The sequence below is a fragment of the Cryobacterium sp. N22 genome (assembly GCF_002929555.1).
Taxonomy (GTDB): Bacteria; Actinomycetota; Actinomycetes; order Actinomycetales; family Microbacteriaceae; genus Cryobacterium.
Window position 1 is genome coordinate 46,841 of the sequence record NZ_PJJP01000024.1, and the last position, 23,118, is coordinate 69,958.

Below are 23,118 nucleotides of genomic sequence, written 5' to 3' on the forward strand. Positions count from 1 at the left end.
TGTGATCGCCATGGACAATCAGAATCAACGAAGAGAGTGGGCGATCAGCTGTGTCGAACCAGTTGACCGGCGGTGGGTCCGAAGAAACGGCCTCTGCTGAATTCGGAGCCAACGAATGGCTCGTAGACGAATTTTACGAACGTTACCTCATCGACAAGAACTCGGTGGATCAGTCGTGGTGGCCGATTCTGGACAGCTACCACCAGAGTGCGACGGCCGAGAAGCAGGCTGAAGACGACGCCCCGGCGTCCGAGGGCGCCGCGTCGAGCATCGCCCCCGCCGCCGCAGAGGTGCCTCCGCTGGCCGAGGAACCCGCGACGCCGACGGCCGAAGCGCACCCGGTCACCGCGCCGATCCCCGTTCTCGGCGGACCGCGCACGGCCCGCACCACGTCGATCGCCCCCAAGCCGGAGCCGGTTCCCGCCGACGCCCCGATCACCACCCCGCAGCCCGTGGTCTCCGCCGTGGCGCCCACTCCCCCGCAGGATGTCGTCACCCCGCTCCGCGGCATGGCCAAGAGCCTCGCCGCCAACATGGCCACCAGTCTCACCGTGCCCACGGCCACGAGCGTGCGCACCATCCCGGCGAAGCTGCTCATCGACAACCGCATCGTGATCAACAACCATATGAAGCGGGCCCGCGGCGGCAAGGTCTCGTTCACCCACCTGATCGGCTGGGCGCTGATCCGCGCGCTCAAGATGTTCCCCAGCCAGAACGTCTACTACGACGAGCAGGGCGGCAAGCCCTCCGTGATCGCCCCCGCCCACGTGGGCCTGGGCATCGCGATCGACCTGCCCAAGCCCGACGGCACCCGCTCCCTGATGGTTCCGGCCATCAAGCGGGCCGACACCATGACCTTCGGCGAGTACCTGACCAGCTACGAAGACCTCGTCGGCCGCGCCCGCAAGGGCAAGCTCACCGCCGACGACTTCTCCGGCGCCACGGTGTCACTGACCAACCCCGGCGGCATCGGCACCGTGCACTCGGTGCCTCGGCTCATGAAGGGCCAGGGCTGCATCATCGGCGCCGGCGCGCTGGACTACCCGGCCGAGTTCATGGGCGCGAGCGTCAAGACGCTCACCAGCCTGGCCATCTCCAAGACCATCACTCTCACCAGCACCTACGACCACCGGGTCATCCAGGGTGCCGGGTCGGGTGAGTTCCTCAAGATCGTGCACGAGCTGCTCATCGGCCAGCACAACTTCTACGAAGACATCTTCGCCGCGATCCGCATCCCGTACGACCCGATCCACTGGGCCCCCGACATCAGCGTCGACCTGGCCAGCGCCGTCGACAAGACCGCCCGGGTGCAGGAGCTGATCAACGCCTACCGCGTGCGCGGCCACCTGATGGCCGACATCGACCCTCTCGAGTACCAGCAGCGCACCCACCCGGACCTGGACATCGCCAGCCACGGCCTCACCTTCTGGGACCTGGACCGCGAGTTCATCACCGGCGGTTTCGGCACCAAGCGCTCGATGCTGCTGCGCGACATCCTCGGTGTGCTGCGGGACTCGTACTGCCGCACCACGGGCATCGAGTACATGCACATCCAGGACCCGGCCCAGCGCAAGTGGGTGCAGGAGAAGATGGAGAAGACCTACGTCAAGCCCACCCACGACGAGCAGATGCGCATTCTCGGCAAGCTCAACGAGGCCGAGGCGTTCGAGACGTTCCTGCAGACCAAGTACGTCGGCCAGAAGCGCTTCAGCCTCGAGGGCGGCGAGTCCACCATCGCGCTGCTCGACGCGATCCTGCAGGGCTCCGCGGATGCCGGCCTCGACGAGGTCTGCATCGGCATGGCCCACCGCGGCCGGTTGAACGTGCTCACCAACATCGCCGGCAAGACCTACGGCCAGATCTTCCGCGAGTTCGAGGGCACCCAGGACCCCCGCAGCGTGCAGGGCTCCGGCGACGTGAAGTACCACCTCGGCACCGAGGGCACCTTCCGCGGCACCAACGGCGAGGAGGTGGCCGTGTACCTGGCCGCCAACCCCTCCCACCTCGAGGCCGTCGACGGTGTGCTCGAGGGCATCGTGCGCGCCAAGCAGGACCGCAAGCCCATCGGCACCTTCTCCACCCTGCCCGTGCTGGTGCACGGCGACGCGGCCATGGCCGGCCAGGGCGTGGTGCTGGAGACCCTGCAGATGTCCCAGCTGCGCGGCTACCGCACCGGCGGCACCATCCACCTCGTCGTCAACAACCAGGTCGGCTTCACGACGCCTCCCGGCGAGGGCCGCACCTCGGTGTACTCCACCGACGTGGCCAAGACCATCCAGGCGCCGATCTTCCACGTGAACGGTGACGACCCCGAGGCCGTCGTACGGGTCGCCGAACTGGCATTCGCGTACCGACAGGAATTCAAGCGCGATGTCGTCATCGACCTCGTCTGCTACCGCCGACGCGGCCACAACGAGGGCGACGACCCCTCGATGACGCAGCCGCTGATGTACAACCTGATCGAGGCCAAGCGCTCCGTACGGAAGCTCTACACCGAGGCGCTGGTCGGACGCGGCGACATCACCCAGGCGGAGTTCGAAGCGGCCCACGCCGACTTCCAGGACCGCCTGGAACGAGCGTTCCTGGAAACGCACGCCGCCCAGACCTCGTCGATCCCGATCATCACGCCCGGCGAAGCGGCCGCGGCGGCGCGGGGGCTCTCCGGCAACGGCGCGCCCGACGACGCCGTCGGCGAACCCGAGACCACCGGGGTGCCCGAAAGCGTCGTGCACCTCATCGGCGACACGTTCAACAACAAGCCGGCCGGGTTCACCGTGCACAACAAGCTGCAGCAGCTGCTGCAGAAACGCCTCGACATGAGCCGCAACGGCAACATCGACTGGAGCTTCGGCGAGCTGCTCGCGCTCGGCTCCGTGCTGCTCGAGGGCACCCCGGTGCGCTTCGCCGGCCAGGATGCCCGCCGCGGCACCTTCGTGCAGCGCCATGCCGTGCTGCACGACAGGGTCAACGGCCAGGAGTGGCTGCCGCTGGCGAACCTCAGCGAGAACCAGGCCCGGTTCTGGATCTACGACACCCTGCTCAGCGAATACGCGGCCATGGGCTTCGAGTACGGCTACTCCGTGGAGCGGGCCGACGCCCTCGTGCTCTGGGAGGCCCAGTTCGGTGACTTCGCCAACGGCGCCCAGACCATCATCGATGAGTTCATCTCCTCGGCCGAGCAGAAGTGGGGCCAGCGTTCCAGCGTCGTGCTCCTGCTGCCGCACGGCTACGAGGGCCAGGGCCCCGACCACTCGTCCGCCCGGATCGAGCGGTACCTGCAGATGTGCGCGGAGAACAACATGACCGTCGCGCGCCCGTCGACGCCGGCGTCGTACTTCCACCTGCTGCGCCGCCAGGCGTACATGCGTCCGCGTCGCCCGCTGATCGTCTTCACACCGAAGTCGATGCTGCGCCTGCGCGGAGCGACCAGCCCGGTCGCCGACTTCACCAGCGGCAAGTTCGAACCGGTGATTGACGATGCGCGGATCCAGGACAAGGCCGCCGTCAAGCGGGTGCTGTTCATGGCCGGCAAGCTCTACTACGACCTGTTAGCCGACCTCGAGAAGAACCCGAACCCCGAGATCGCCCTGGTGCGGCTGGAGCAGTTCTATCCGCTGCCCGGCGCCGAATTGAAGCAGGTCGCCGAGCAGTACCCGAATGCCGAGCTGGCCTGGGTGCAGGACGAGCCGGAGAACCAGGGCGCCTGGCCGTTCTTCTACCTGCAGACCAACAAGCTCGGCACCCGGCCGATCCGCCTGTTCTCGCGGGCCGCGTCGGCGTCACCTGCCGCCGGTTCCGCCAAGCGTCACGCCGCGGAGCAGACCGAGTTGCTCAAAAACGCGCTCACCCTGTAAAGCGACACGAAGAAGGGCCGCACCCCTGGGGGTGCGGCCCTTCTTCGTGCTACCGGCCTCGCGAACCGTGAGCAAAGCCCCAAGAAGTCGCGCATCCTGGTGCTTTTCTCACAGTTCGCGAGGGTGTCAGAGCTTGCCGAGCTTGCTCGGCCACCAGATCTTCGGGCCGATGTCATGGGCCAGGGCGGGCACCAGCAGCGAGCGCACCACGAAGGTGTCCAGCAGCACACCGAAGGCCACGATGAACGCCAGCTGCGCGAGGAACAGGATCGGCAGCACACCCAACGCGGCGAACGTCGCGGCGAGCACCAGACCGGCCGAGGTGATCACGCCACCCGTGGCGACGAGCCCGCGCAGGATCCCGGTGCGGGTGCCGAACCGGATGGACTCCTCCCGCACCCGGGTCATCAGGAAGATGTTGTAGTCGATGCCCAGCGCCACCAGGAAGACGAACCCGTAGAGCGGGACCACCGGGTCGGCGCCCGGGAAGCCCAGCACCCCGTCGAAGACCCAGGAGGACACTCCCAGGGCGGCGGCGAAGGACAGCACGACGGTGGCCACCAGCAGCACCGGGGCCAGGATCGACCGCAGCAGCAACATCAGGATCACCAGGATCACCCCGAGGATGATCGGGATGATCAGGTTGCGGTCGTGGATCGCGGTATCGGTGGTGTCCACGGCGATCGCCGTTGTACCGCCGACCAGCACGGTCCCCGCCACATCCTCGAGGGAGACCCGGAGCTCGCGCACCGTCGCCTCGGCCGGCGCGGAATCGCCCACGTCGGTCAGCGTCGCCTGCAGCATGACGTCACCGTCGATCACGGTCGGCGCGCCCGCCGGCGTTCCGGGAGGGCCGAACGCCTGCACGCCGTCCGCCGTCACCGGAAGCGAGCCGCTGACGGAGTCCTCGGAGAGCACGGTGACCGAGTCGACCCCGTCATTGGCCAGCAGCACGTCGGTCATCGCCTGCAGCTCGGACTCCGGCCCGATCACGACGGCCGGGGTGCCGGAGCCGCCGGGGAAGTGCTCGCCGACCACGGCCTGGCCGTCCCTGGCCTCCGAGGTGCCGAGCACGAATTCGCTCTGCGAGACGCCATCCGCCTTGAACTGGAACGCCCCGATCGAGGCGATCGCCAGCAACACCGTGCAGGTGATCCAGATGAGCCTGGCCCGCCGGCTCACCAGCCGCGCCAGCCACGGCCAGACGCCCTTGGCGTTCGCACCGTCCAGGCCGGGGTGGGCGGAACCGAGTTTCGGACGCACCGGCCAGAACGCGGCACGGCCGGCCCAGAGCATCAGCGCCGGCAGCAGGGTCAGCGCGGCCAGGAGCGCGAAGCCGATCCCGATGGCCGCCACGGGTCCGAGCGCCTTGTTCGAGTTGAGGTCGCTGAACAGCAGGCACAGCAGCCCCACGATCACGGTGCCGCCGGCGGCGAGGATCGGCTCGAACGAACCGCGTAGGGCGACCAGGGTCGCATCCCATTTCTTCTCGGTGTCGCGCAGCGCCTCGCGGAACCTGGCGACGTAGAGCAGCGAGTAGTCCGTCGCCGCCCCGATCACCAGGATGAACAGGATGCCCTGGGTTTGCCCGGTCAGGATCAGCACGTCGGCGCTGGCCAGGGCGACCACCACGAGCACGGAGGCGCAGAGGGCGGACAGGCTGGTGAACAGCACGATGAGGGGCAGCAGCGGCGACCGGTAGACGATCACCAGGATCACCAGGACGGCCGCGAGAGCCGTGAGCAGCAGGATGCCGTCGATGCCGGCGAACGCGCCCGTCAGGTCGGCGATCAGCCCGGCCGGGCCGGTCACGTAGGTGTCGACGCCGTCGATGGGGTTGTCCGCGAGATACGCGCGGATCGACTCGACGGTGTCCGCGGGTTTGATCTGGGTGTCCAGGGTGAGGATGGCCTCGGCGGCCTCGCCGTCCTCGGAGAAGATGGCCGGCGACACGCTGTCGGTGACGACCCCGTCCAGTTGCGCCAGCTCGGTGATCTGCGCGCTGATCGCGGCCTGGTCGGCCTCGGTGAGCCCGCCGGTGCGCTCGTAAACGAGAACACCGGGCAGCACGTCGTCGCCGCGGAATTCGGCCTGCAGCGCCTGCACCTTGGTGGCGTCGGCGCTGGCCGGCAGCTGCTGCACCTGGTCGTTGGTCGACACGTCGCTGATCCGGCCGAACGACGCCCCTCCGGCACCGAACATCACGAACCAGACCAAGATCAGGATGGTGGGGATCAGGATGCGCAGCCAGAGCGGCACGCGGCTGCCGGAGCCGGTCCGTCGGGTCCGGCGCTCCTGGTCTGAGTGCGGTGCGGGGTCAGTCGTCTTCATCACAGTCCTGAGCGTATTCGGGCGGGCGACCGGGTGCGTCGTTCGAAAGTTGGAAGATCGCGTCCGGGAAACGAAAAAGGCGGCACTCGCACCCTGTGGGTGCGAGTGCCGCCTTCACTCCGGGGAAACCCGGCTGCTGCTACGCCTTGCGACGGCCCACGGCGAAGCCGTAGATGAGCAGAACGATGATGGATCCACCGATGGCGAGGAGCCACGTCTGGATGGAGAAGAAGTCTTCGAGCGGTGCGCCGAAGAGGGCGCTACCGAGGAATCCGCCGAGCAGTGCGCCGACAACGCCGAGCAGAAGCGTGATGAACCATCCGCCGCCCTGGTTGCCCGGGAGGATCAGCTTGGCGATGGCGCCCGCGAGGAGGCCGAGAAGAAGGAATCCGAAAAACCCCATGGAGTGTCTCATTTCTGTTTGGTGTGTACTGCTGGTGTTTCGAACGCGCTGTGCACGTCCGACCGGGCTCTGACGAGCCGGCTTGATTACGTGGCCTGGAACCTAGGCGACGTCGTTGTCGTCAGGTTCCTTGGCCACGTAAATGTCTGTGATGGTCACGTTCACGGTTGACACCGTGATTCCCACCAAGCCTTCGATGGCGCGGGTCGTCGCGGCGCGGACCTGATCGGCGAGGGCCGTCAGGGGCACCGGATAACCGGCGACGATCGTGATCTCGACGGCGACATCGTCGTCGCCGAGCTTCACGGAGATGCCGGGGTTGACGTCAGCGCTGACGATGGCGTCGAGGATCGCCCCGAGCGCCCTGGTCGGCACGCTGCCCACGGAATGCACGCCCGCCACCTCACGCACGGCGAGTCCCGCCACCTTGGCGATGACGCTGTCCTTGATGGTGGTGACGCCCTCCCCCACCCTGTCGACAGCGCCGTCGGTCACCTCGCCGGCGTTGGCCGGCAGGGTGGTCGCCGAGGTCGGCTGGTCGGGGGTGCTGCTGAACATCTGGGGGTCTCCTTGGTAAACCGTGCCGAGGGCAGAAACTGCATCGTCTAAGTTACGACGCAGCCCACTGTCGATTCGTCACGGATTCGCAGGAAAGTTTTTTGGGCTCCGAAGATCTACACTGATCTGGTCCCACCCGTTCCCCGAGACTGGAGACGTCTTGAGCACATCCCCGAAGCCCGCCGAGGAGCTCGCCGCAGCCGTCGGCCAGGTTCCGGGCGTCGACGAACTCTATCCGGCAGCGCCCGTCCTGACCACGGTCGTGCACCAGGTCGTCGGGGCGCTCACGGCGAAGCCGACGGCTCCGCAACTCGTCACGCTGACCGAGACCGACGAGGGCGTCACCGCATCCGTCGCCATCGGCGTCGCGGACGCTGACGCGGCGACCGAGGTCTGCCGCAGGGTCTACGACACCATCGAGGAGTACTTCGTCGAGTCAGGCGACCCTGCCGTGACGGCGATCGAAGTGAAAGTGGCGCGGATCGGCTAGGACGCCGGCAGTCAGTGCGCTGACTGGATGGCGCGCAGCCGAAGCAGAACCTGGTCGCGCAGGTCTTCGGGGGCGGTCTCCTTGCAGGCGCGCTGCATCACCTCGGTGAGGGTGCGCCCCACGTGGTGTTCGCCCCGGCAGTCCGGGCAGTGCTCGAGGTGCTCACGAATGTCGATGGCGTCCTCCTTGCGGAGTTCGTTGTGCAAATACTCTTCGAGTTCGGCCTTGGCCTTCTCGCAACCGCAATCGGTCATTTTTTTGTACTCCCGGATGTCTTCTTGATCGGTGCGCCCTGGCCGGTGCCGAGTCCGCGCTCGAGGGCGTAGCCGGCCAGGAGCTCGCGCAGCAGGCGGCGGCCACGGTGCAGGCGGCTCATCACCGTTCCGATGGGTGTCTTCATGATTTCGGCGATCTCCTGATAGGAGAAGCCTTCGACGTCGGCGAAGTACACCGCCAGGCGGAAGTCCTCCGGGATCGACTGGAGGGCGTCCTTGACGGCGCTGTCCGGCAGGTGGTCGATGGCTTCGGCTTCCGCGGAGCGGCTCGACGTCGCCGTCGTGGATTCCGCGCCGCCCAGCTGCCAGTCCTCGAGGTCGTCGATGGTGCCCTGGTAGGGCTCGCGCTGCTTCTTGCGATAGGTGTTGATGAAGGTGTTGGTGAGGATCCTGTACAGCCACGCCTTGAGGTTGGTGCCCTGCTCGAACTGCGCGAACGACGCGAACGCCTTGACGAAGGTTTCCTGAACCAGGTCCTGGGCGTCAGAGGGGTTCCGTGTCATGCGCATCGCCGCTGCGTAGAGCTGGTCGATGAACGGCATGGCCTGTGCTTCGAACAGGTCCCGCGTGGCAGTTGTATCTGTTGTCATCACGGGCAATTCTAAGCCGTCGACGCCGCTGGGCGTCGCGGCCGTGCGTTCCAAAAGCGTGGATGCGCTCACATGACCTCCTGTGCCTCACTGTGTATCGGTATTCCCGACTATTCTGATAACCGATGTTGATCTCGAGATATTCCAAGCCGGAGTTCGATCCATACGGCGACAGTTCGCCCGAAGAGACGGATGCCCTGTGGGCGGCCCCCGTCGCGCCGCGCGCGCTGACGGCCACCCTGTCGCTGCCCGGCTCCAAGTCACTGACCAACCGTGAACTCGTGCTGTCCGCCCTCGCCGACACCCCGTCGGTGCTGCGCGCGCCCCTGCACTCGCGCGACAGCGACCTCATGGTTGCCGCGCTCCGCCAGCTCGGCACGACCATCGAGTCCGTCGAAGGTGACGGCGAATACGGCTCCGACCTGCGCATCACGCCCGGCGAACTGTTCGGTTCCACCACCATCGACTGCGGCCTGGCCGGCACCGTGATGCGGTTCCTGCCGCCGGTCGCCGCGCTCGCGCTGGGCCCGACCACCTTCGACGGTGACGCCGGCGCCAAACGCCGGCCCATGAAAACCACGATCAGTTCGCTGCGGGCGCTGGGCGCCGACATCAACGACGACGGCCGCGGAGCCCTGCCGTTCACCGTGCACGGCACCGGCGGCCTGGATGGCGGCGAGGTGACCATCGACGCGTCCTCCTCCAGCCAGTTCGTGTCCGGCCTCCTGCTCGCGGCCCCCCGCTTCACCAACGGCCTGCGGCTGCGTCACTCCGGCGAGCGCCTGCCGAGCCTGCCGCACATCGAGATGACCATTCACACTCTTGCTCAGCGCGGCGTCACCGTCACCAGCCCCGAGGTCGGCGTCTGGTGTGTCGAACCGGGTCCGATCCGCGGCGCCGAGGTCGACATCGAACCGGACCTCTCCAACGCCGCACCGTTCCTCGCCGCGGCGCTGGTCGCCGGCGGCAGCGTCACCATCACGGGCTGGCCGGCTACGACCACCCAGGTGGGCGCCCATCTGGCCGAGCTGCTGCCGTTGTTCGGCGCCACCGTCACCATCGACGGCGACAGGCTCACGGTCACCGGCACCGGCCGGATCACCGGAGTGGACCTCGACCTGTCCACCGGCGGCGAACTGGCCCCCACCCTGGTGGGCCTGGCGGCCCTGGCCGACTCCCCGAGCACCATCACCGGCATCGGCCACATCCGCCACCACGAGACCGACAGGCTCGCCGCCCTGGCGACGGAGATCAACAACCTCGGCGGCCAGGTCACGGAGCTGCCGGACGGGCTGGCCATCGAGCCACGGCCGCTGCACGGCGGCACCTGGCACAGCTACGACGACCACCGGATGGCCACCACCGGAGCGCTGCTCGGGCTGGTCGTCGCGGGCGTCGAGGTGGAGAACATCGGCACCACGGCGAAGACCCTCCCCCAGTTCGCCGAGCTGTGGCACGGCCTGGTCTCCGGGCCGGTCGCTTCGTGACGGGCACAGAATGACCTGGTGGTCGAGCCCGGATGACGATGAGCCGGAGTTCGACGAATCCAGCGTGCGGATTCGCCCGGGCCGTAAGGGCACCAAACCGCGCACCAAGACCCGGCCGGAGCACGGCGATGCCCTGACCGGGCGGATCCTCTCGGTGGACCGGGGCCGGTACACGGTGATGCTCGACGAGAACGAACCCACCGAACGCCGGGTCACCGCCGCGCGCGCCAGCGAGCTGCGCAAGCACGCCGTCGTCACCGGCGACCGCGTCGACATCGTCGGCGACACCACCGGCGCCGAGGGCAGCCTGTCCCGTATTGTGCGCATCGTGGCGCGCGAAACCCTGCTGCGCCGCAGCGCCGACGACACCGACGCCGTGGAGCGGGTGATCGTCGCCAACGCCGACCAGATGCTCATCGTGGTGGCCGCGGCCAACCCGGAACCGCGCATCCGTCTTGTCGACCGTTACCTCGTCGCCGCGTACGACGCCGGCGTCTCCCCCATCCTCTGCATCACCAAGACCGACCTCGCCGACCCCGCCGAGTTCCTGAACAACTTCGCCGGCCTGGACCTGCCCGTTTTCCAGAGCCGCGACGACGCCATGCCGCTCGAGGCCATCTCCGCGGCGCTGGTCGGCCACGACACCGTCTTCGTGGGCCACTCCGGTGTGGGCAAGTCCACCCTGGTGAACGCGCTCGTGCCCGACGCGCACCGCGCCGTCGGCGTGGTCAACACCGTCACCGGCCGCGGCCGGCACACCTCCTCGTCGACGATCTCGCTGCGCCTCGAAACGGATGCCGGCCGAGGCTGGGTTATCGACACCCCCGGCGTGCGCTCCTTCGGCCTGGGCCACATCAACACCGACAACATCCTGCGCGCCTTCACCGACCTGGCCACCATCGCCGAGAAGTGCCCGCGCGGGTGCACGCACCTGCCCAGCTCGCCGGACTGCGCCATCAACGAGGCCGTGGCGGCCGGAACCCTGGGCGACACCGGGAAGGCCCGCCTGGACTCGCTCCAGCGCCTCCTGGCGACGTTCGCGGCCGCTCCGGCGCACCGCCCGGGTGAGAACTGACCGGTAGCGTGGGTGCCATGACGGATTCCACGCGGCTCGCAGCCGGCGACACGGCCCCAGACTTCACCCTCACCGACCAGGACGGCAGCTCGGTCAGCCTGGCCTCCTATCGCGGCCGGAAGGTCGTGGTGTACTTCTACCCGGCCGCCATGACCCCGGGCTGCACCACGCAGGCCTGCGACTTCCGCGACAGCCTGGGCTCGCTCGCCGCGGCCGGCTACCAGGTGCTGGGCGTGTCCAAGGACAACCAGGCGAAGCTGACGGAATTCGCCGAGAACGACCACCTCACCTTCCCGCTGCTCAGCGACGAGGACCTCGCCGTGCACCGCGCCTACGGCGCCTGGGGGGAGAAGAACCTCTACGGCAAGATCGTCACGGGTGTGCTGCGCTCGACCTTCGTGATCGATGAGGCCGGCCTGGTGACCCTGGCCCTGTACAACGTCAAGGCCACCGGCCACGTGGCCAGCCTGCGCAAGAAGCTCGGGATCTAGCTAGGGCTCGCGGCGGCTCGTGGCCTCGAGCACACTGCGGGTGAAGAGCAGCACGATCACGAGCACCGACGGGATGAGCAACGCCCAGCCGAGGTCCGGCCTGGCGTAGAGGCCCTGGAAACAGCCGATGGCGACGAAGACCTGCACCAGCTGCCAGGTCACGGCCGCCGCCCGGATCCAGCTGCGCCCGCGGAGCGTGCCGACGACGATGGCCGACACCCAGAGCGCGGCGACGACGGTGAGCGCCAGGATCGCCAGGGCGCTGGCCAGTGAGGCGGGCTGGTCGGTGAGCAGCTCAAGGATCAGCCACACGACGGCCGTCCACAGCAGGGCGGCTTCGGCGGCCAGGAGCAGCGCCAGGGTGATGAGCGCACGGGACCGACGGGCCGGCTTGGGCTCGTCCAGGCCATCCTGGCTGGGGTCGAACGGTTGTCTCACAGCGATATCCCATACAAAACTATTGATTTGACATCCCTATTATGGGACCATATTTAAGGCCCGGTTGACGCTCACAGGGTGGTGAGCAGATCTCTTCGCAGATCTGACCTTCCTGCAACCTGGGCGTCCCCGCATCTTCGGCCGATCGGCCAGGCATCCCCCCGCAATAAAGGAGCACCCCTATGGATTGGCGCGATAAAGCAGCCTGCCTTACCGCTGACCCGGAACTTTTCTTCCCGGTTGGTAACACTGGTCCCGCAGTCGACCAGATCGAGAAGGCCAAATCCGTTTGTGCCCGCTGCAACGTCACTGAGGTTTGCCTTCAGTACGCTCTCGAGACCGGGCAGGACTCCGGAGTCTGGGGCGGCCTCAGCGAAGACGAGCGCCGCGCCCTCAAGCGCCGCGCCGCTCGCGCACGCCGCGCCTCCTAGAGACCTCTTCGAGCTTTCGAAACGGGCGAGCAGCTTCGGCTGCTCGCCCGTTTTGGTGTCCCGCGGCGTGCCGCCGGGCGATTCGATCAGTCGAATTCCATGAAGCGCAGGGGGATCTCGATGGTGACCTCCGTACCGCTGTCCATCATGGTGTGCCAGTCGATGGTGCCGCTGAGTTCACCCTGGATGAGCGTGCGGACGATCTGGGTGCCGAGCCCAGACCCGACCTTGCCCTCCGGCATGCCCGAACCGTTGTCGCGGACGCGCACGGTGAGGGTCTCCTCGTTGCGCTCGGCCTCGATGGCCACCTCGCCCTCCCGGCCGGCGAGCCCGTGCTCGACGGCGTTCGTGACGAGCTCCGTCAACGCCAGGGCCAGCGGGGTGGCGTAGGCGCTGGGCAGGATGCCGAAGCTTCCGGACGACTTCGGGTGCGCCGTGGTGTTGTGCGCCGAGGCCACTTCGGCGATCAGCAGCAGCACCCTGTCGAACACGGCATCGAAGTCCACGTTCTGGCTCAGGCCCGAGGACAGGGTGTCGTGCACCACGGCGATGGCCGCCACCCGGCGCATGGCCTGGTTGAGGGCCTCGCGGGCGGTGTCGGAATGGGTACGGCGCGCCTGGATGCGCAGCAGCGACGCCACGGTCTGCAGGTTGTTCTTCACCCGGTGGTGGATCTCCCGGATGGTGGCATCCTTGGTGATCAGCTCGCGCTCCTGGTGCCGCAGTTCGGTGACATCGCGGGAGAGCACGATGGCGCCGATCCGTTCGCCCCGGTTGCGAATGGGGATGGCGCGCAACGACACCGTCACCCCGCGGGCCTCGATGTCGGTGCGCCAGGGCGCCCGGCCGGTCACGACGAGGGGCAGCGACTCGTCGACGACGGCCTTGCCGGACAGCAGGCTCGTCGTCACCTCGGCGAGCGACTCCCCCTCGAGTTCGTCGGCGAACCCCATCCGGTTGAACGCGGAGAGCGCGTTGGGGCTCGCGAAGGTGGTGACGCCGTCCAGATCCAGCCGGATCAGGCCATCCGATGCCCGGGGTGCGCCGCGGCGGGGGCCGGTCGGGGCACCCAGGTCGGGGAAATCGCCGGAGGCGATCATGGCGAACAGGTCGTTCGCGCAATCGTTGAAGGTCAGTTCCTGACGGCCGGGTGTGCGCGTCTCGCTGAGGTTGGTGTGCCGGGTGAGTACGGCGATGGGCTCCGGGGTGATCTCGGCGCCGCTCGAGCTGATGCGGCGGCGCACCGGGATGGCCCGCACCCTGGTGGGGGTTTCCTCGTACCAGTCCGGCGCTGTGGTGTCGATGATCTTCGCGGTGTCGAATGCCTCCGTCACCTGCTTGCGCCATTCGGCCTTGATCTCCTGGCCCACGAAGTCCCGGTAGAACAGGGTGGCGGCGCTGGACGGCCTGGCGTGGGCGACGGCGACGAAGCTGCCGCCGAGGGTGGGCACCCACACGACGATGTCGGCGAAGGCGAGGTCGGCCAGCAGCTGGCCGTCGGAGACCAGCATGTGCAGCCAGTCGACGTCCTCCGCGCTGTTGCGGCCTTGGGCAAGTACGAGATCACTGAGCGTCGACACGTGACAAGCCTATGTGGTGCCGCGGCGCCGGATACGCCATGCTCGCGATATGACCTCTGCTGTTCCTCCTCCCGATTCCGGCCCGGCCCCGGCGTCACCCGCCCGGCGCGACCCGGCGCTGCTGGTCGTCCTGGGCCTGATCATCCTGCTCGTCGTGGTGGCTCTCGTCGTGGTGTTCACGCGCAGCGCGCCCGCCCTCCTCGACGCCGACACACCCGGCGGGGTGGTGCAGCGCTATTCGACGGCGGTGCTGGACGGCGATGAGACGACGGCGGCCCGATACCTGAGCGCGGCGGTCCTGGCGGACTGCAACAGCGGCACGACATCGGCCGCCTCGTCGACCACCGACGACATCCGGGTCACCCTCGTCGACACGACCGAACGCGGCTCGATCGCCGATGTACAGGTGCTGATCGTCACGTCGTACGGCAGCGGCCCGTTCGGGTCGTCGGAGTACGAATCCGAGGAGGCCTTCGAGCTGGTGCGGGTCGACGGTGACTGGCTCATCGACGAGGCGCCGTGGCGGCTCATCGCGTGCCCGCCCCGCGGAGACACCCCGTGACGGCGATGCCTGCGACGACCCCGCCGCGCCCTGGCGCCGCACCGATCGTGCGCAGGGTCGTGGTCTACACGATCCTCTTCGTTCTGGTGGTGCTCACGGCGAGCGGTGTCAGCGACCTGCTCAGCCGGCTGTTCGACGTGGTCACCGGTGAGCTGCTCGCCGGCACCGACACCGTCGGTCTCGCGGTATCGCTGACGTTCACCCTGATCGCGGGACCGTTGGCGGCGGTTCTGGGCTGGTTCGCCTGGCGCCGCCTGGCCGACCCGCCGGAGCGGGCCTCTCTGGCCTGGGCGTTGTACCTGGTGGGCATCAGCACGCTCGCCCTGGTTGTGTCGGCCACGGCCCTGCTGAGCGCCGGCGCCGCCGCCGTGACCGCTGAGGCATTCACCGCCGAGGCGTCGACGGGTGTGGTCTGGGCGGGAGTCTGGGCCGGGCACGGGTTCGTGCTGCGCCGGACCGACCGGCGGCCCACCCGGCTGCCGGGCACCGCCGCGGTGCTCGGCGGCACCTTCGGGCTGCTGATCGGGGCCGGCGGCGCGATGACCGCGCTCACGATCCTCCTCGACGAGGCCCTCACGGTCGGGCTGGGCACGGATGGTGCTGCAGGGTCGGTGGGGTCGCCCTGGTGGTCCGGCGCCGTGCGGGCCCTCGTCTGGGCGGCCGGCGGCGCTCTGGTCTGGTGGTGGCACTGGCGCCGCGATGGCGGCCGCACGGCGGGCACCGCCCTGGCGGGGGTGGCCCTGGTCGGCGTCGGCATCCTGGGCGGCGCCCTGTTGGCCCTGGCCGGCACCGGCACCGTCGTGTTCGTGCTGCTGCGGCTGGCCGTCGACCGCGCCGACACGGTGCCGGTGCTGTTGGAGCCGCTGGGCCCGGCGATCGCCGCCGCACTCGTGGGCGGCCTGATCTGGATCTATCACCGCGGGGTGGTGCGCCGGCGAACACCCGCGGTGCGCCAGGCGAGCACCCTCGTGACCAGCGGAATCTCACTGATCGCCGCCGCCACCGGGATCGGGGTCATCGTGAACGCCCTCCTGGCCACCCTGACCACGCCGCTGGCCGGCTCGGACCCCCGCACCCTGCTGCTCGGCGGCATCAGCTCGCTGCTGGTCGGCGGGCCGCTGTGGTGGGTCACCTGGCGACCGGCCACCGAACCGGCGGCCGACCCGCGCCGGTCCGCCGGCCGCAGCGTCTATCTCGTGGTGGTGTTCGGCATCAGCGCCATCGTCGCCCTGATCACGCTCCTGGTCATCGGCTTCCGGCTCTTCGACACGGTCCTGGCCGGCGACCCCGGACTCCTGGACCGCATCCGGGCACCCCTCGGGTTGCTCGTGGCCACCGCTCTGGTGGCGGGATATCACTTCACGGTCTGGCGCCAGGACCGGGCCGCGGTCGCCGCAGCCGCAGCCACGGCTCCGCCTGCCCGTGACCCGGCCGCCCCGCCGGCACGGGTGGTCGGCGAGCTGGTTCTGGTCATGGGCCCCGGCGCGGAGCCCGTCGTGGAGCATCTGCGCCGGCTCACCGGTGCACCCGTGACCTACTGGCAGCGGGCCGGCGCCGCCACGGTGCTGCCGGATCCCGCGCAGGTCGAGCAGGCCCTGCACGGCATCAGCGGCGACAGGGTCCTGCTCATAGTCGGCGTCGACGGCGCTCCCACCGTGATCCCGCTGGCGGCGACTCAGGTCGCCTGAGCCGTTCGCCGCCAGGCGAAGACCCGGCGCCACGGCCGCCGGGCGGCGTGGGCGTCCGGGACCGGCAGCAGCTCGTTGCGCACGAGGCCGAGGATGCCCAACCGGGCCGGTGACCGCGGTGCCGCGTCGCGCAGGGTGCGTCCAGACAACACTGCGGCATCCACCCCGGCCTGGTCGTGCGGCACCAGGACGGCCGCATCGATGCCGCCGAACCGGCGCAGCGCGCTGCCCACCTGGGCGGCGGGCGCCGGACCGACGGCGCTGGAGCGCACCCTGTTCATCACGACATGCACCCGATGGGTGGTGATCACCTCGGTGAGATCGCTCCACGCGCGCAGGAACCTGGCCATCCCCACGGGGTCGGCCAGGCCACAGGCCACCACTCGGTCGGCGATTCCCAGGGCGGCCAGGGTCGCCGCGTTGCGGCGGGGCGCGAACAGGTCGCTGGAGATCTCCTCGTCGCTCTCCAGGCTGAACCCCGTGTCGAGCACCACGTAGTCGGCCCACCGTCGCAACGCCGTGATCGTGCCGCTGACCCGTTCTGCCGACAACTCCGGCCACCTGGACGGACGTCCGATCCCGGTCAGCACCCAGAAGGCGCCCCGCGGCGAGTTGTAGCGGTGGGCGATGCGTTCCAGTTCGACCGGCGTGAGGGTGTCGGAGCCGGACAGCCGGCAGGCCGCGGCGAAGCCGGGCGCCTCGTCGAGCAGGCCCAGGCTGGGCGCGATCGAGCCGCTGTAGGTGTCGACGTCCGCCAGCACCACCGTGTGCCCGGCCGCCGCGATCTCGGCGGCGATGTTGATGGCCAGGGTGGTGCGGCCGGGAGCCCCGGCCGGACCCCAGACCGCGATCACGGTGCCGGATCCGGTCAGTCCCGCCGTGACCTCGTCGTCGGAGGCGAACGGGTCGGACCCGAACGGATCGGATGGGAACGGGTCGGACGGGTCAGGGGCGGACGCGTACGCGTCGCCGGCCGACGAGCCGACGGCGGGCGCCTCGGCCCTGGGCCGGCGGCGGGCCCGGCTCGCCGCTGGCCGACCGGCTCGCTGGTCTTCTTTCGCCCGTCGTCCAGAACCGGACCGACGGGGCGCGGGTGGAGGCCCGGCGTCGGGCGGAGGGTCGTCGTCGATGCGCAACGGAATATCGCCGCCCAGCGTCAGCACACGTTCGATGTCGACCCAGGCGGCCTCGGCGGCGACGACCTCGTGCAGACCCAGCTCGGCCGCGTAGCGGCGCTCCGCATCCGTCGCGGCGAGGGCGACGACGCGGATGCCGTTCGCGTCACTGGACGCGAGCAGTTCGGCGCTCAGGGTGCCGGCCGTGGCTCCCACGATCAGTGCCTCGGGGTCGTGCTTGTCGATCGCGGCGAGAAGCTCCCGCACGTTCGCCGGGCGGGCGACGATCACGTGCCCGTGCTCGATGATGTCGGCGAGCAGCCGGTCCTCGGTCTCCCGGTCCAGGGCCAGGGCAAGCAGCGTCATCGTCACCCTCCGATCGGGGCGTTCACGGCCACGAGGGACAGCGCCTCTTCGTTGGCAATCGCCTCCAGCACGGCCGCGACTTTGTCCTTGGGCACCAGTACCTCCACCGCTCGGCCCTCGCCGGACTGGATGAGGCCGGACGGCTCGAGGATCCGCACGATGGCCGCACGACCGACGAGAACGGCCGGAGGGCCGAACAGACCGCTCTCGACTTCGCCGGCTGACCACACGTCCACGACCGAGCCGGCCGCCAGGCTCGTCGACAGCCTCCCGCGCAGGTCGAGGACCAAGCTCGTCACGGCCTCGCCCGCACGGGTTCCCACGGCGGCTGCCGGAACGAGTTCACCGGCGGTGACGGTGCGCGTCACGACCAATCCGTCAGCGGGGACGAGAGCCGGGGTGAGGTACAGCTCCACCGCCGCCCCGATCCGCACGTCGGTTTCAACGAGGTCGGCAGCGTCGAGACGATCACCGACGGCCAGCGGCACCCGGGCCGCGTACACCGCGACGGTGCGGTCGCTGCCGGCCACGACGACGCTGACCCCGACGATGGAGGCCACGACGAGAACCAGGCCGAGCGCGAACCGCGGGTCGAACCAGAATCGGGTTTTCGTCGACGTCGTCGGTCGGCCGGAACCGGCTGGCTGTCCTGTCCTCATCCGCGCACCTCGTCCACAGTCTCGTCCCCTCTTTCGCCCGGGTTCAGGCTGGCTACCATCGTGACGGGACCGGGACCTGCGCGCTGAAGTTATCCACAGGTCGTCCGGTCGCCCCGCGGGATCGTCGAACACGACGGATAATCGTGTCCATGAGCGATCCAGTCTCCTCCGCATCCGTGGGCCGATTCCTGACCCTCGCCGACACCGCCCAGATACTGAACCTCTCGCTCGCCGCCGCCCGCGATCTGGTCCGAACCGGCGAGCTGCCCGCCATCCGCATCGGCAGCACCGGCGCCTGGCGGGTGGAGCGGGTCGTTCTGGAGTCTTACATCGAGGCGAAGTACGAGGAGGCCCGCCGGCTGTCACTCTGGGAACAATCCGACTTCGCGAACATCCCCGAGCTGTCCGGGGGCCGAATCCTGCGCCCCGACGAGCTGACCGATCCCCCGGCGGCCGACGACACCACGTCCTGATCCTGCTCAGTCCAGGCGCACCAGGCGGATCTGGCTCAGCGGCACGATCCGGTACTGCCGCACCTCACCGGCCCGTCTGAGGGTTCCTGGCGCGTGCACCGCCAGGTCGACATGATCGCGTCCCACCCTGTCGATCGTCCCGGTCACCGGCCCCACCCCGGTCTGGATCTGTAGGCTCTTGCGGCGCCGGCACAGATCACGCAGAACGAACGGCAGGCCGATACGGTCGACGAGCCTGGCGGGCGCCCCGGTTTCGGCCGCCAGCGACTCCGGCACCTGATCCGGCTGCAGGATCACCGCGCCGATGGCCGCGAACGGGAGGATGCACTGCGGGCTGCCGGCACCGGCCTCGAGGAGGTCGGCGGCCAGCCAGTCCCTGCCGAATGTGGTCGGCCGCACCGTGAGCACCTGGCCGTCGACAAGCACCACCCTGAGCACCCGTGACGGGGCCGGACCGTTGACCACGCCGGTCAGCCTTTGACGTAACGCCAGCCGGCCCAGGCGCAACCGCTCCTCCTCGGCGCGCAGCTCGAGGTCCTCGGCGTTCAACTCGTTCTCGAGCTGACCTTCGAGGTCGTCGAACAGATTGTCCCAGCGCACACCCCGACGGTAGTCGGCCGCCGAATCCGACGCTGACGTTATCCACAGCCGCCCGGACAAGCCTAGACAGACTTGTTTTCGGGTGGTTGAGTGTCGCCCAAGGCCTCAGCCTCCTTCGGGGTCGATCCGGTGTTCCACCCGTTCGACAGCCACACCAGCCCGCTCTCCTCGTCGACACCACGGATCCATGCATCTGGAGCAACCCATGAGCGATCCACTTGCCGAGCCCGGCCACCGCCTTTCGCCGTCCGCGAACGGGCCCAATCCGCAGGTCACTCCCCCCGGCGCGACGCGGGAGCCCGCCGAGGGATTCCAGTCCGACGACTTCTTCGACCACCAACCGAGTTCCCGCGCCGCACTGCCCGATCCGGAGCCCCTGCTGATCAACCTCACCCGGTGTGTCATCGAGGTCCTCGCCGGAGCCAGGGAGCTCGACCAACTCGCGCGCTGGGTGAGCGACGATGTCTACAGGCACCTGCTCAAGCGGGTAGTGCTCTCGGCCAGGGCCCGCGCGGTCAAGGGACAACGCGCCCAACGCCCCGCCATCACGATCGGCCGGGTGAGCATCAACGAGCCCAGGGACGGCATCATCGAGGCCGTCGTGATTGTGCACAGCAAGGTGCGCGTGCGCGCCGTCGCGGTGCGCCTGGAAGGGCTGGACAACCGATGGCGGGCCAGCGCCATCAACGTGCTCTGAACGGATGTCCAGAGCAGGTCAACGACGCCGGCCCGCCGGTGCTGCTGGTGCGGTCCTGCCTACTTCTTCTTGCCCTGGGTGCGACGCTCGGCGCGGTTGTTGGCCGCCGGGGTGTCGGACTCGGCGCGCTGGCCGAAGGCACCGCGCTGCGGCGGGCCGGCCGGCGCGGCCGGTTCCCCGTCGGCGACGGCGGGCGCGGCGGCGCGACGGGCACGATCCGTCGCGGCCTGCTGGATCTGGCCCCGCTGGTTGCGCACCTCGACTCCGCCGGAGTCGCTCGGGGCGGTGAAGCTCAGCTTCTCCTGGCCGGACTCGGCCGGCGGGGTCAGGCCCTTGGCGGCGACGATCGGCGCGTCGACGGCACCGGTCGGCTGGGACACCTCGACCTCGAGGTTGAACAGGAATCCCACAGTCTCTTCGCGGATCTGGCCCATCATCTGCTGGAACATGGCGAAGCCCTCACGCTGGTACTCGACCAGCGGGTCGCGCTGCGCCATCGCGCGCAGGCCGATGCCGTCCTTGAGGTAGTCCATCTCGTAGAGGTGCTCGCGCCAGCGCCGGTCGATGACCGAGAGCACCACGCGGCGTTCGAGTTCGCGCATCGCGGGCGAGCCGAGCGATTCCTCACGGCGGGCGTAGGCGACCTTGGCGTCGGAGATGATCTCCCGGCGCATGAAGTCGCGGTTGATCTTGCCCTTGTTGCCGGCTTCGGAGATGACCTCGTCGATGGTGAGGCCGACGGGGTAGAGAGTCTTCAGCTCGGTCCACAGGGCGTCGAAGTCCCAGTCGTCGCCGTTGCCCTCGCCGGTGTGAACCTCGAGCACCTCGTCGATGACGTCTTCGAGGAACCGTTGGGTGCGTTCGTGCAGGTCGTCACCCTCGAGGATGTGCCGGCGGTCGCCGTAGATCGCTTCGCGCTGACGGTTGAGCACGTCGTCGTACTTGAGGACGTTCTTGCGGATCTCGGCGTTACGGCCCTCGACCTGCGACTGGGCGCTGCGGATGGCACGGCTGACGACCTTGGACTCGATGGCCATGTCGTCGGGAACACCCTGGCGGCCCATCAGGCTTTCGGCGGCGCCCGCGTTGAACAGGCGCATCAGGTCGTCGGTCAGCGAGAGGTAGAACCGGCTCTCGCCGGGGTCGCCCTGGCGGCCGCTGCGGCCGCGCAGCTGGTTGTCGATGCGGCGGGACTCGTGGCGTTCGGTGCCGAGGACGTAGAGTCCGCCGGCGGCGATGACCTTGTCGGCCTCCTCGGAGACCTCGGCCTTGACGGCGGCGAAGACGTCGTCCCACGCTGTTTCGTATTCGTCCGGCGTCTCGACCGGGCTCAGGCCCTTGGCGTTCATCGCGGCGACGGCGAGGAATTCGGCGTTGCCGCCGAGCATCACGTCGGTGCCACGGCCGGCCATGTTGGTGGCGACGGTGACCGAGCCCAGGCGGCCGGCCTGGGCGACGATCGCGGCCTCTCGGGCGTGGTTCTTGGCGTTGAGGACCTCGTGGCGCACGCCCTTCTTCGCCAGCAGGCGGGAGAGGTATTCGCTCTTCTCGACGCTCGTGGTGCCGACCAGGACCGGCTGCCCGTTGGCGTGGCGCTCGACGATGTCCTCGACGACCTGGCCGAACTTGGCCTCTTCGTTCTTGTAGATCAGGTCGGACTGGTCGATGCGCTGCATCGGCTTGTTGGTGGGGATCGCGACGACGCCGAGCTTGTAGGTGCTCATGAACTCGGCCGCCTCGGTCTCGGCGGTTCCGGTCATGCCGGAGATCTTCGAGTACAGGCGGAAGTAGTTCTGCAGGGTCACGGTGGCCAGGGTCTGGTTCTCGGCCTTGACCGCGACGCCCTCCTTGGCCTCGATCGCCTGGTGGATGCCCTCGTTGTAGCGGCGGCCCATCAGGATGCGGCCGGTGTGCTCGTCGACGATGAGCACCTCGCCGTTCATCACGACGTAGTCCTTGTCCTTCTTGAACAGGGCGTTGGCCTTGATGGCGTTGTTCAGGAACGAGATCAGCGGGGTGTTCGCGGATTCGTAGAGGTTGTCGATGCCGAGGTAGTCCTCGACCTTTTCGATGCCGGGTTCGAGCACACCGACGGTGCGCTTCTTCTCGTCGACCTCGAAGTCCTCGTCGACGACGAGGCGCTTGGCGAGGCTGGCGAACTCGGTGAACCAGCGGTTCGCCTCCCCCGACGCGGGTCCGGAGATGATCAGCGGGGTGCGGGCCTCGTCGATGAGGATCGAGTCCACTTCGTCGACGATGGCGAAGTAGTGGCCGCGCTGCACCATGTCGCTGGCCTGCCAGGCCATGTTGTCGCGCAGGTAGTCGAAGCCGAACTCGTTGTTCGTGCCGTAGGTGATGTCGCAGGCGTACATCTCGCGACGCTGCGCGGGGGTCTGACCGGAGACGATGCAGCCGGTGGTCATGCCCAGGGCGCGGAAGACCCGGCCCATCAGTTCGCTCTGGTAGCTGGCCAGGTAGTCGTTGACCGTGATCACGTGCACGCCACGGCTGGTGATGGCGTTGAGGTAGGCCGCCGTCGTGGCGACCAGGGTCTTGCCCTCACCGGTCTTCATCTCGGCGATGTTGCCCAGGTGCAGGGCCGCGCCGCCCATGAGCTGCACGTCGAAGTGCCGCAGGCCCAGGGTGCGTGTCGAGGCCTCACGCACGGCGGCGAACGCCTCGGGCAGCAAGTCGTCCAGCGACTCACCGCCCGAGTAACGCTCACGCAACTGCACGGTCTCGTTCTTCAGTTCCTCATCACTGAGGGTGCTGAAGTCGTCTTCCAGCGCATTGATGGCCTTTGCATAGCTCTCGAGCCGACGCAGAATGCGCCCCTCGCCAACACGAAGAACTTTTTCCAGTATTCCGGCCACGAATGCACTCCACTAGTCGTCACGGCGTGCGAACACGCCTGTCGTCCGGTCGGACGCACGTAGCGCCGACCTAGCCGGCAAC

The 23,118-nt window shown here is 68.8% G+C and carries 21 protein-coding genes; 10 read left to right on the forward strand and 11 right to left on the reverse strand.

The genetic code is table 11. From position 1 onward, the window contains the following. Positions 1–50 precede the first annotated feature (50 nt). Positions 51–3,854, forward strand: a complete 3,804-nt coding sequence (locus CXY76_RS03650) for a multifunctional oxoglutarate decarboxylase/oxoglutarate dehydrogenase thiamine pyrophosphate-binding subunit/dihydrolipoyllysine-residue succinyltransferase subunit (RefSeq protein WP_104162902.1) — start codon at positions 51–53, stop codon at positions 3,852–3,854. Positions 3,855–3,980: 126 nt separating this feature from the next. Here CXY76_RS03650 and CXY76_RS03655 read toward each other — a convergent pair whose 3' ends face one another. The 3 genes from CXY76_RS03655 to CXY76_RS03665 all read right to left on the reverse strand — a co-directional run bounded on the left by CXY76_RS03655 (position 3,981) and on the right by CXY76_RS03665 (position 7,146). Further along, complete coding sequence (locus CXY76_RS03655) at positions 3,981–6,185, reverse strand: MMPL family transporter (protein WP_104162903.1); 2,205 nt, start codon at positions 6,183–6,185, stop codon at positions 3,981–3,983. A 139-nt stretch (positions 6,186–6,324) separates the two neighbouring features. Continuing rightward, positions 6,325–6,588: a GlsB/YeaQ/YmgE family stress response membrane protein gene (locus CXY76_RS03660; protein WP_088455336.1), complete on the reverse strand. Its 264-nt coding sequence runs from the start codon at positions 6,586–6,588 to the stop codon at positions 6,325–6,327. A gap of 102 nt (positions 6,589–6,690) precedes the next feature. After that, the gene (locus tag CXY76_RS03665; protein ID WP_104162904.1) at positions 6,691–7,146 is read right to left on the reverse strand and encodes an Asp23/Gls24 family envelope stress response protein; all 456 of its coding nucleotides are present in this window, start codon (positions 7,144–7,146) and stop codon (positions 6,691–6,693) included. A gap of 160 nt (positions 7,147–7,306) precedes the next feature. Between CXY76_RS03665 and CXY76_RS03670 the strand changes: the two genes are divergently transcribed. Further along, complete coding sequence (locus tag CXY76_RS03670) at positions 7,307–7,636, forward strand: hypothetical protein (protein WP_104162905.1); 330 nt, start codon at positions 7,307–7,309, stop codon at positions 7,634–7,636. 11 nt (positions 7,637–7,647) lie between these two features. Here CXY76_RS03670 and CXY76_RS03675 read toward each other — a convergent pair whose 3' ends face one another. Together CXY76_RS03675 and CXY76_RS03680 are read right to left on the reverse strand one after the other, a co-directional pair. After that, the gene (locus CXY76_RS03675) at positions 7,648–7,890 is read right to left on the reverse strand and encodes a zf-HC2 domain-containing protein (RefSeq protein ID WP_104162906.1); all 243 of its coding nucleotides are present in this window, start codon (positions 7,888–7,890) and stop codon (positions 7,648–7,650) included. Beyond that, complete coding sequence (locus tag CXY76_RS03680; protein ID WP_104162907.1) at positions 7,887–8,501, reverse strand: sigma-70 family RNA polymerase sigma factor; 615 nt, start codon at positions 8,499–8,501, stop codon at positions 7,887–7,889. The genes CXY76_RS03675 and CXY76_RS03680 overlap by 4 nt, the downstream gene beginning before the upstream one ends. 125 nt (positions 8,502–8,626) lie before the next feature. Between CXY76_RS03680 and aroA the strand changes: the two genes are divergently transcribed. The 3 genes from aroA to bcp are packed head-to-tail and all read left to right on the forward strand — an operon-like array spanning position 8,627 to position 11,554. After that, positions 8,627–9,988, forward strand: a complete 1,362-nt coding sequence (gene aroA / locus CXY76_RS03685; RefSeq protein WP_104162908.1) for a 3-phosphoshikimate 1-carboxyvinyltransferase — start codon at positions 8,627–8,629, stop codon at positions 9,986–9,988. A 10-nt stretch (positions 9,989–9,998) separates the two neighbouring features. After that, on the forward strand, positions 9,999–11,063 hold the full coding sequence (rsgA, locus tag CXY76_RS03690; RefSeq protein ID WP_104162909.1) for a ribosome small subunit-dependent GTPase A: 1,065 nt from the start codon (positions 9,999–10,001) through the stop codon (positions 11,061–11,063). 17 nt (positions 11,064–11,080) lie between these two features. Continuing rightward, positions 11,081–11,554 carry a thioredoxin-dependent thiol peroxidase gene (gene bcp, locus CXY76_RS03695; RefSeq protein ID WP_104162910.1) on the forward strand — a complete coding sequence of 158 codons (474 nt, stop codon included), beginning with the start codon at positions 11,081–11,083 and terminating at the stop codon, positions 11,552–11,554. Here bcp and CXY76_RS03700 read toward each other — a convergent pair whose 3' ends face one another. After that, entirely contained in the window at positions 11,555–11,992 is a 438-nt protein-coding gene (locus CXY76_RS03700) for a hypothetical protein (protein WP_233199543.1), read from the reverse strand. It abuts the gene before it with no gap. 182 nt (positions 11,993–12,174) lie between these two features. On the opposite strand from CXY76_RS03700, the gene CXY76_RS03705 reads away from it, so the two are divergent. Next, a complete protein-coding gene (locus CXY76_RS03705; RefSeq protein WP_035837005.1) occupies positions 12,175–12,423 on the forward strand; it encodes a WhiB family transcriptional regulator in 249 nt (82 codons plus the stop codon). 86 nt (positions 12,424–12,509) lie between these two features. Here CXY76_RS03705 and CXY76_RS03710 read toward each other — a convergent pair whose 3' ends face one another. After that, positions 12,510–14,003 carry a sensor histidine kinase gene (locus CXY76_RS03710; RefSeq protein ID WP_088455328.1) on the reverse strand — a complete coding sequence of 498 codons (1,494 nt, stop codon included), beginning with the start codon at positions 14,001–14,003 and terminating at the stop codon, positions 12,510–12,512. A 49-nt stretch (positions 14,004–14,052) separates the two neighbouring features. On the opposite strand from CXY76_RS03710, the gene CXY76_RS03715 reads away from it, so the two are divergent. Both CXY76_RS03715 and CXY76_RS03720 read left to right on the forward strand, forming a co-directional pair. Next, positions 14,053–14,565: a hypothetical protein gene (locus CXY76_RS03715; RefSeq protein ID WP_233199544.1), complete on the forward strand. Its 513-nt coding sequence runs from the start codon at positions 14,053–14,055 to the stop codon at positions 14,563–14,565. Between the two features lie 5 nt (positions 14,566–14,570). Beyond that, the gene (locus tag CXY76_RS03720) at positions 14,571–16,253 is read left to right on the forward strand and encodes a DUF5671 domain-containing protein (protein WP_146073360.1); all 1,683 of its coding nucleotides are present in this window, start codon (positions 14,571–14,573) and stop codon (positions 16,251–16,253) included. On the opposite strand, the gene CXY76_RS03725 is transcribed toward CXY76_RS03720, so the two are convergent. Further along, complete coding sequence (locus CXY76_RS03725; RefSeq protein WP_104162912.1) at positions 16,241–17,734, reverse strand: septum formation inhibitor-activating ATPase; 1,494 nt, start codon at positions 17,732–17,734, stop codon at positions 16,241–16,243. The genes CXY76_RS03720 and CXY76_RS03725 overlap by 13 nt on opposite strands. Positions 17,735–17,736: 2 nt before the next feature. Then, complete coding sequence (locus tag CXY76_RS03730) at positions 17,737–18,393, reverse strand: SAF domain-containing protein (protein ID WP_104162913.1); 657 nt, start codon at positions 18,391–18,393, stop codon at positions 17,737–17,739. Positions 18,394–18,542: 149 nt separating this feature from the next. Between CXY76_RS03730 and CXY76_RS03735 the strand changes: the two genes are divergently transcribed. Then, positions 18,543–18,866, forward strand: coding sequence for a helix-turn-helix domain-containing protein (locus tag CXY76_RS03735; RefSeq protein WP_104162914.1), 324 nt, complete (start codon positions 18,543–18,545; stop codon positions 18,864–18,866). 6 nt (positions 18,867–18,872) lie between these two features. Here the strand turns inward: CXY76_RS03735 and CXY76_RS03740 are convergent, their stop codons facing one another. Continuing rightward, positions 18,873–19,466, reverse strand: a complete 594-nt coding sequence (locus CXY76_RS03740) for a hypothetical protein (RefSeq protein ID WP_104162915.1) — start codon at positions 19,464–19,466, stop codon at positions 18,873–18,875. Positions 19,467–19,671: 205 nt separating this feature from the next. Between CXY76_RS03740 and CXY76_RS03745 the strand changes: the two genes are divergently transcribed. Further along, positions 19,672–20,163: an Rv3235 family protein gene (locus CXY76_RS03745; RefSeq protein ID WP_104162916.1), complete on the forward strand. Its 492-nt coding sequence runs from the start codon at positions 19,672–19,674 to the stop codon at positions 20,161–20,163. Positions 20,164–20,222: 59 nt separating this feature from the next. Here CXY76_RS03745 and secA read toward each other — a convergent pair whose 3' ends face one another. Beyond that, on the reverse strand, positions 20,223–23,036 hold the full coding sequence (gene secA / locus CXY76_RS03750) for a preprotein translocase subunit SecA (protein WP_104162917.1): 2,814 nt from the start codon (positions 23,034–23,036) through the stop codon (positions 20,223–20,225). Between the last annotated feature and the right edge of the window lie 82 nt (positions 23,037–23,118).

What these genes read in the sequence shown, in the direction of transcription:
- CXY76_RS03745 (WP_104162916.1), top strand. Translation starts at nt 19,672, where the DNA reads ATGAGCGATCCACTTGCCGAGCCCGGCCACCGCCTTTCGCCGTCCGCG.
- CXY76_RS03730 (WP_104162913.1), bottom strand. Translation starts at nt 18,393, where the DNA reads ATGAGGACAGGACAGCCAGCCGGTTCCGGCCGACCGACGACGTCGACG.
- CXY76_RS03655 (WP_104162903.1), bottom strand. Translation starts at nt 6,185, where the DNA reads ATGAAGACGACTGACCCCGCACCGCACTCAGACCAGGAGCGCCGGACC.
- CXY76_RS03735 (WP_104162914.1), top strand. Translation starts at nt 18,543, where the DNA reads ATGAGCGATCCAGTCTCCTCCGCATCCGTGGGCCGATTCCTGACCCTC.
- CXY76_RS03720 (WP_146073360.1), top strand. Translation starts at nt 14,571, where the DNA reads ATGCCTGCGACGACCCCGCCGCGCCCTGGCGCCGCACCGATCGTGCGC.
- CXY76_RS03705 (WP_035837005.1), top strand. Translation starts at nt 12,175, where the DNA reads ATGGATTGGCGCGATAAAGCAGCCTGCCTTACCGCTGACCCGGAACTT.
- CXY76_RS03715 (WP_233199544.1), top strand. Translation starts at nt 14,053, where the DNA reads ATGACCTCTGCTGTTCCTCCTCCCGATTCCGGCCCGGCCCCGGCGTCA.
- CXY76_RS03675 (WP_104162906.1), bottom strand. Translation starts at nt 7,890, where the DNA reads ATGACCGATTGCGGTTGCGAGAAGGCCAAGGCCGAACTCGAAGAGTAT.
- CXY76_RS03660 (WP_088455336.1), bottom strand. Translation starts at nt 6,588, where the DNA reads ATGGGGTTTTTCGGATTCCTTCTTCTCGGCCTCCTCGCGGGCGCCATC.
- bcp (WP_104162910.1), top strand. Translation starts at nt 11,081, where the DNA reads ATGACGGATTCCACGCGGCTCGCAGCCGGCGACACGGCCCCAGACTTC.
- aroA (WP_104162908.1), top strand. Translation starts at nt 8,627, where the DNA reads ATGTTGATCTCGAGATATTCCAAGCCGGAGTTCGATCCATACGGCGAC.
- CXY76_RS03725 (WP_104162912.1), bottom strand. Translation starts at nt 17,734, where the DNA reads ATGACGCTGCTTGCCCTGGCCCTGGACCGGGAGACCGAGGACCGGCTG.
- CXY76_RS03665 (WP_104162904.1), bottom strand. Translation starts at nt 7,146, where the DNA reads ATGTTCAGCAGCACCCCCGACCAGCCGACCTCGGCGACCACCCTGCCG.
- rsgA (WP_104162909.1), top strand. Translation starts at nt 9,999, where the DNA reads ATGACCTGGTGGTCGAGCCCGGATGACGATGAGCCGGAGTTCGACGAA.
- CXY76_RS03680 (WP_104162907.1), bottom strand. Translation starts at nt 8,501, where the DNA reads ATGACAACAGATACAACTGCCACGCGGGACCTGTTCGAAGCACAGGCC.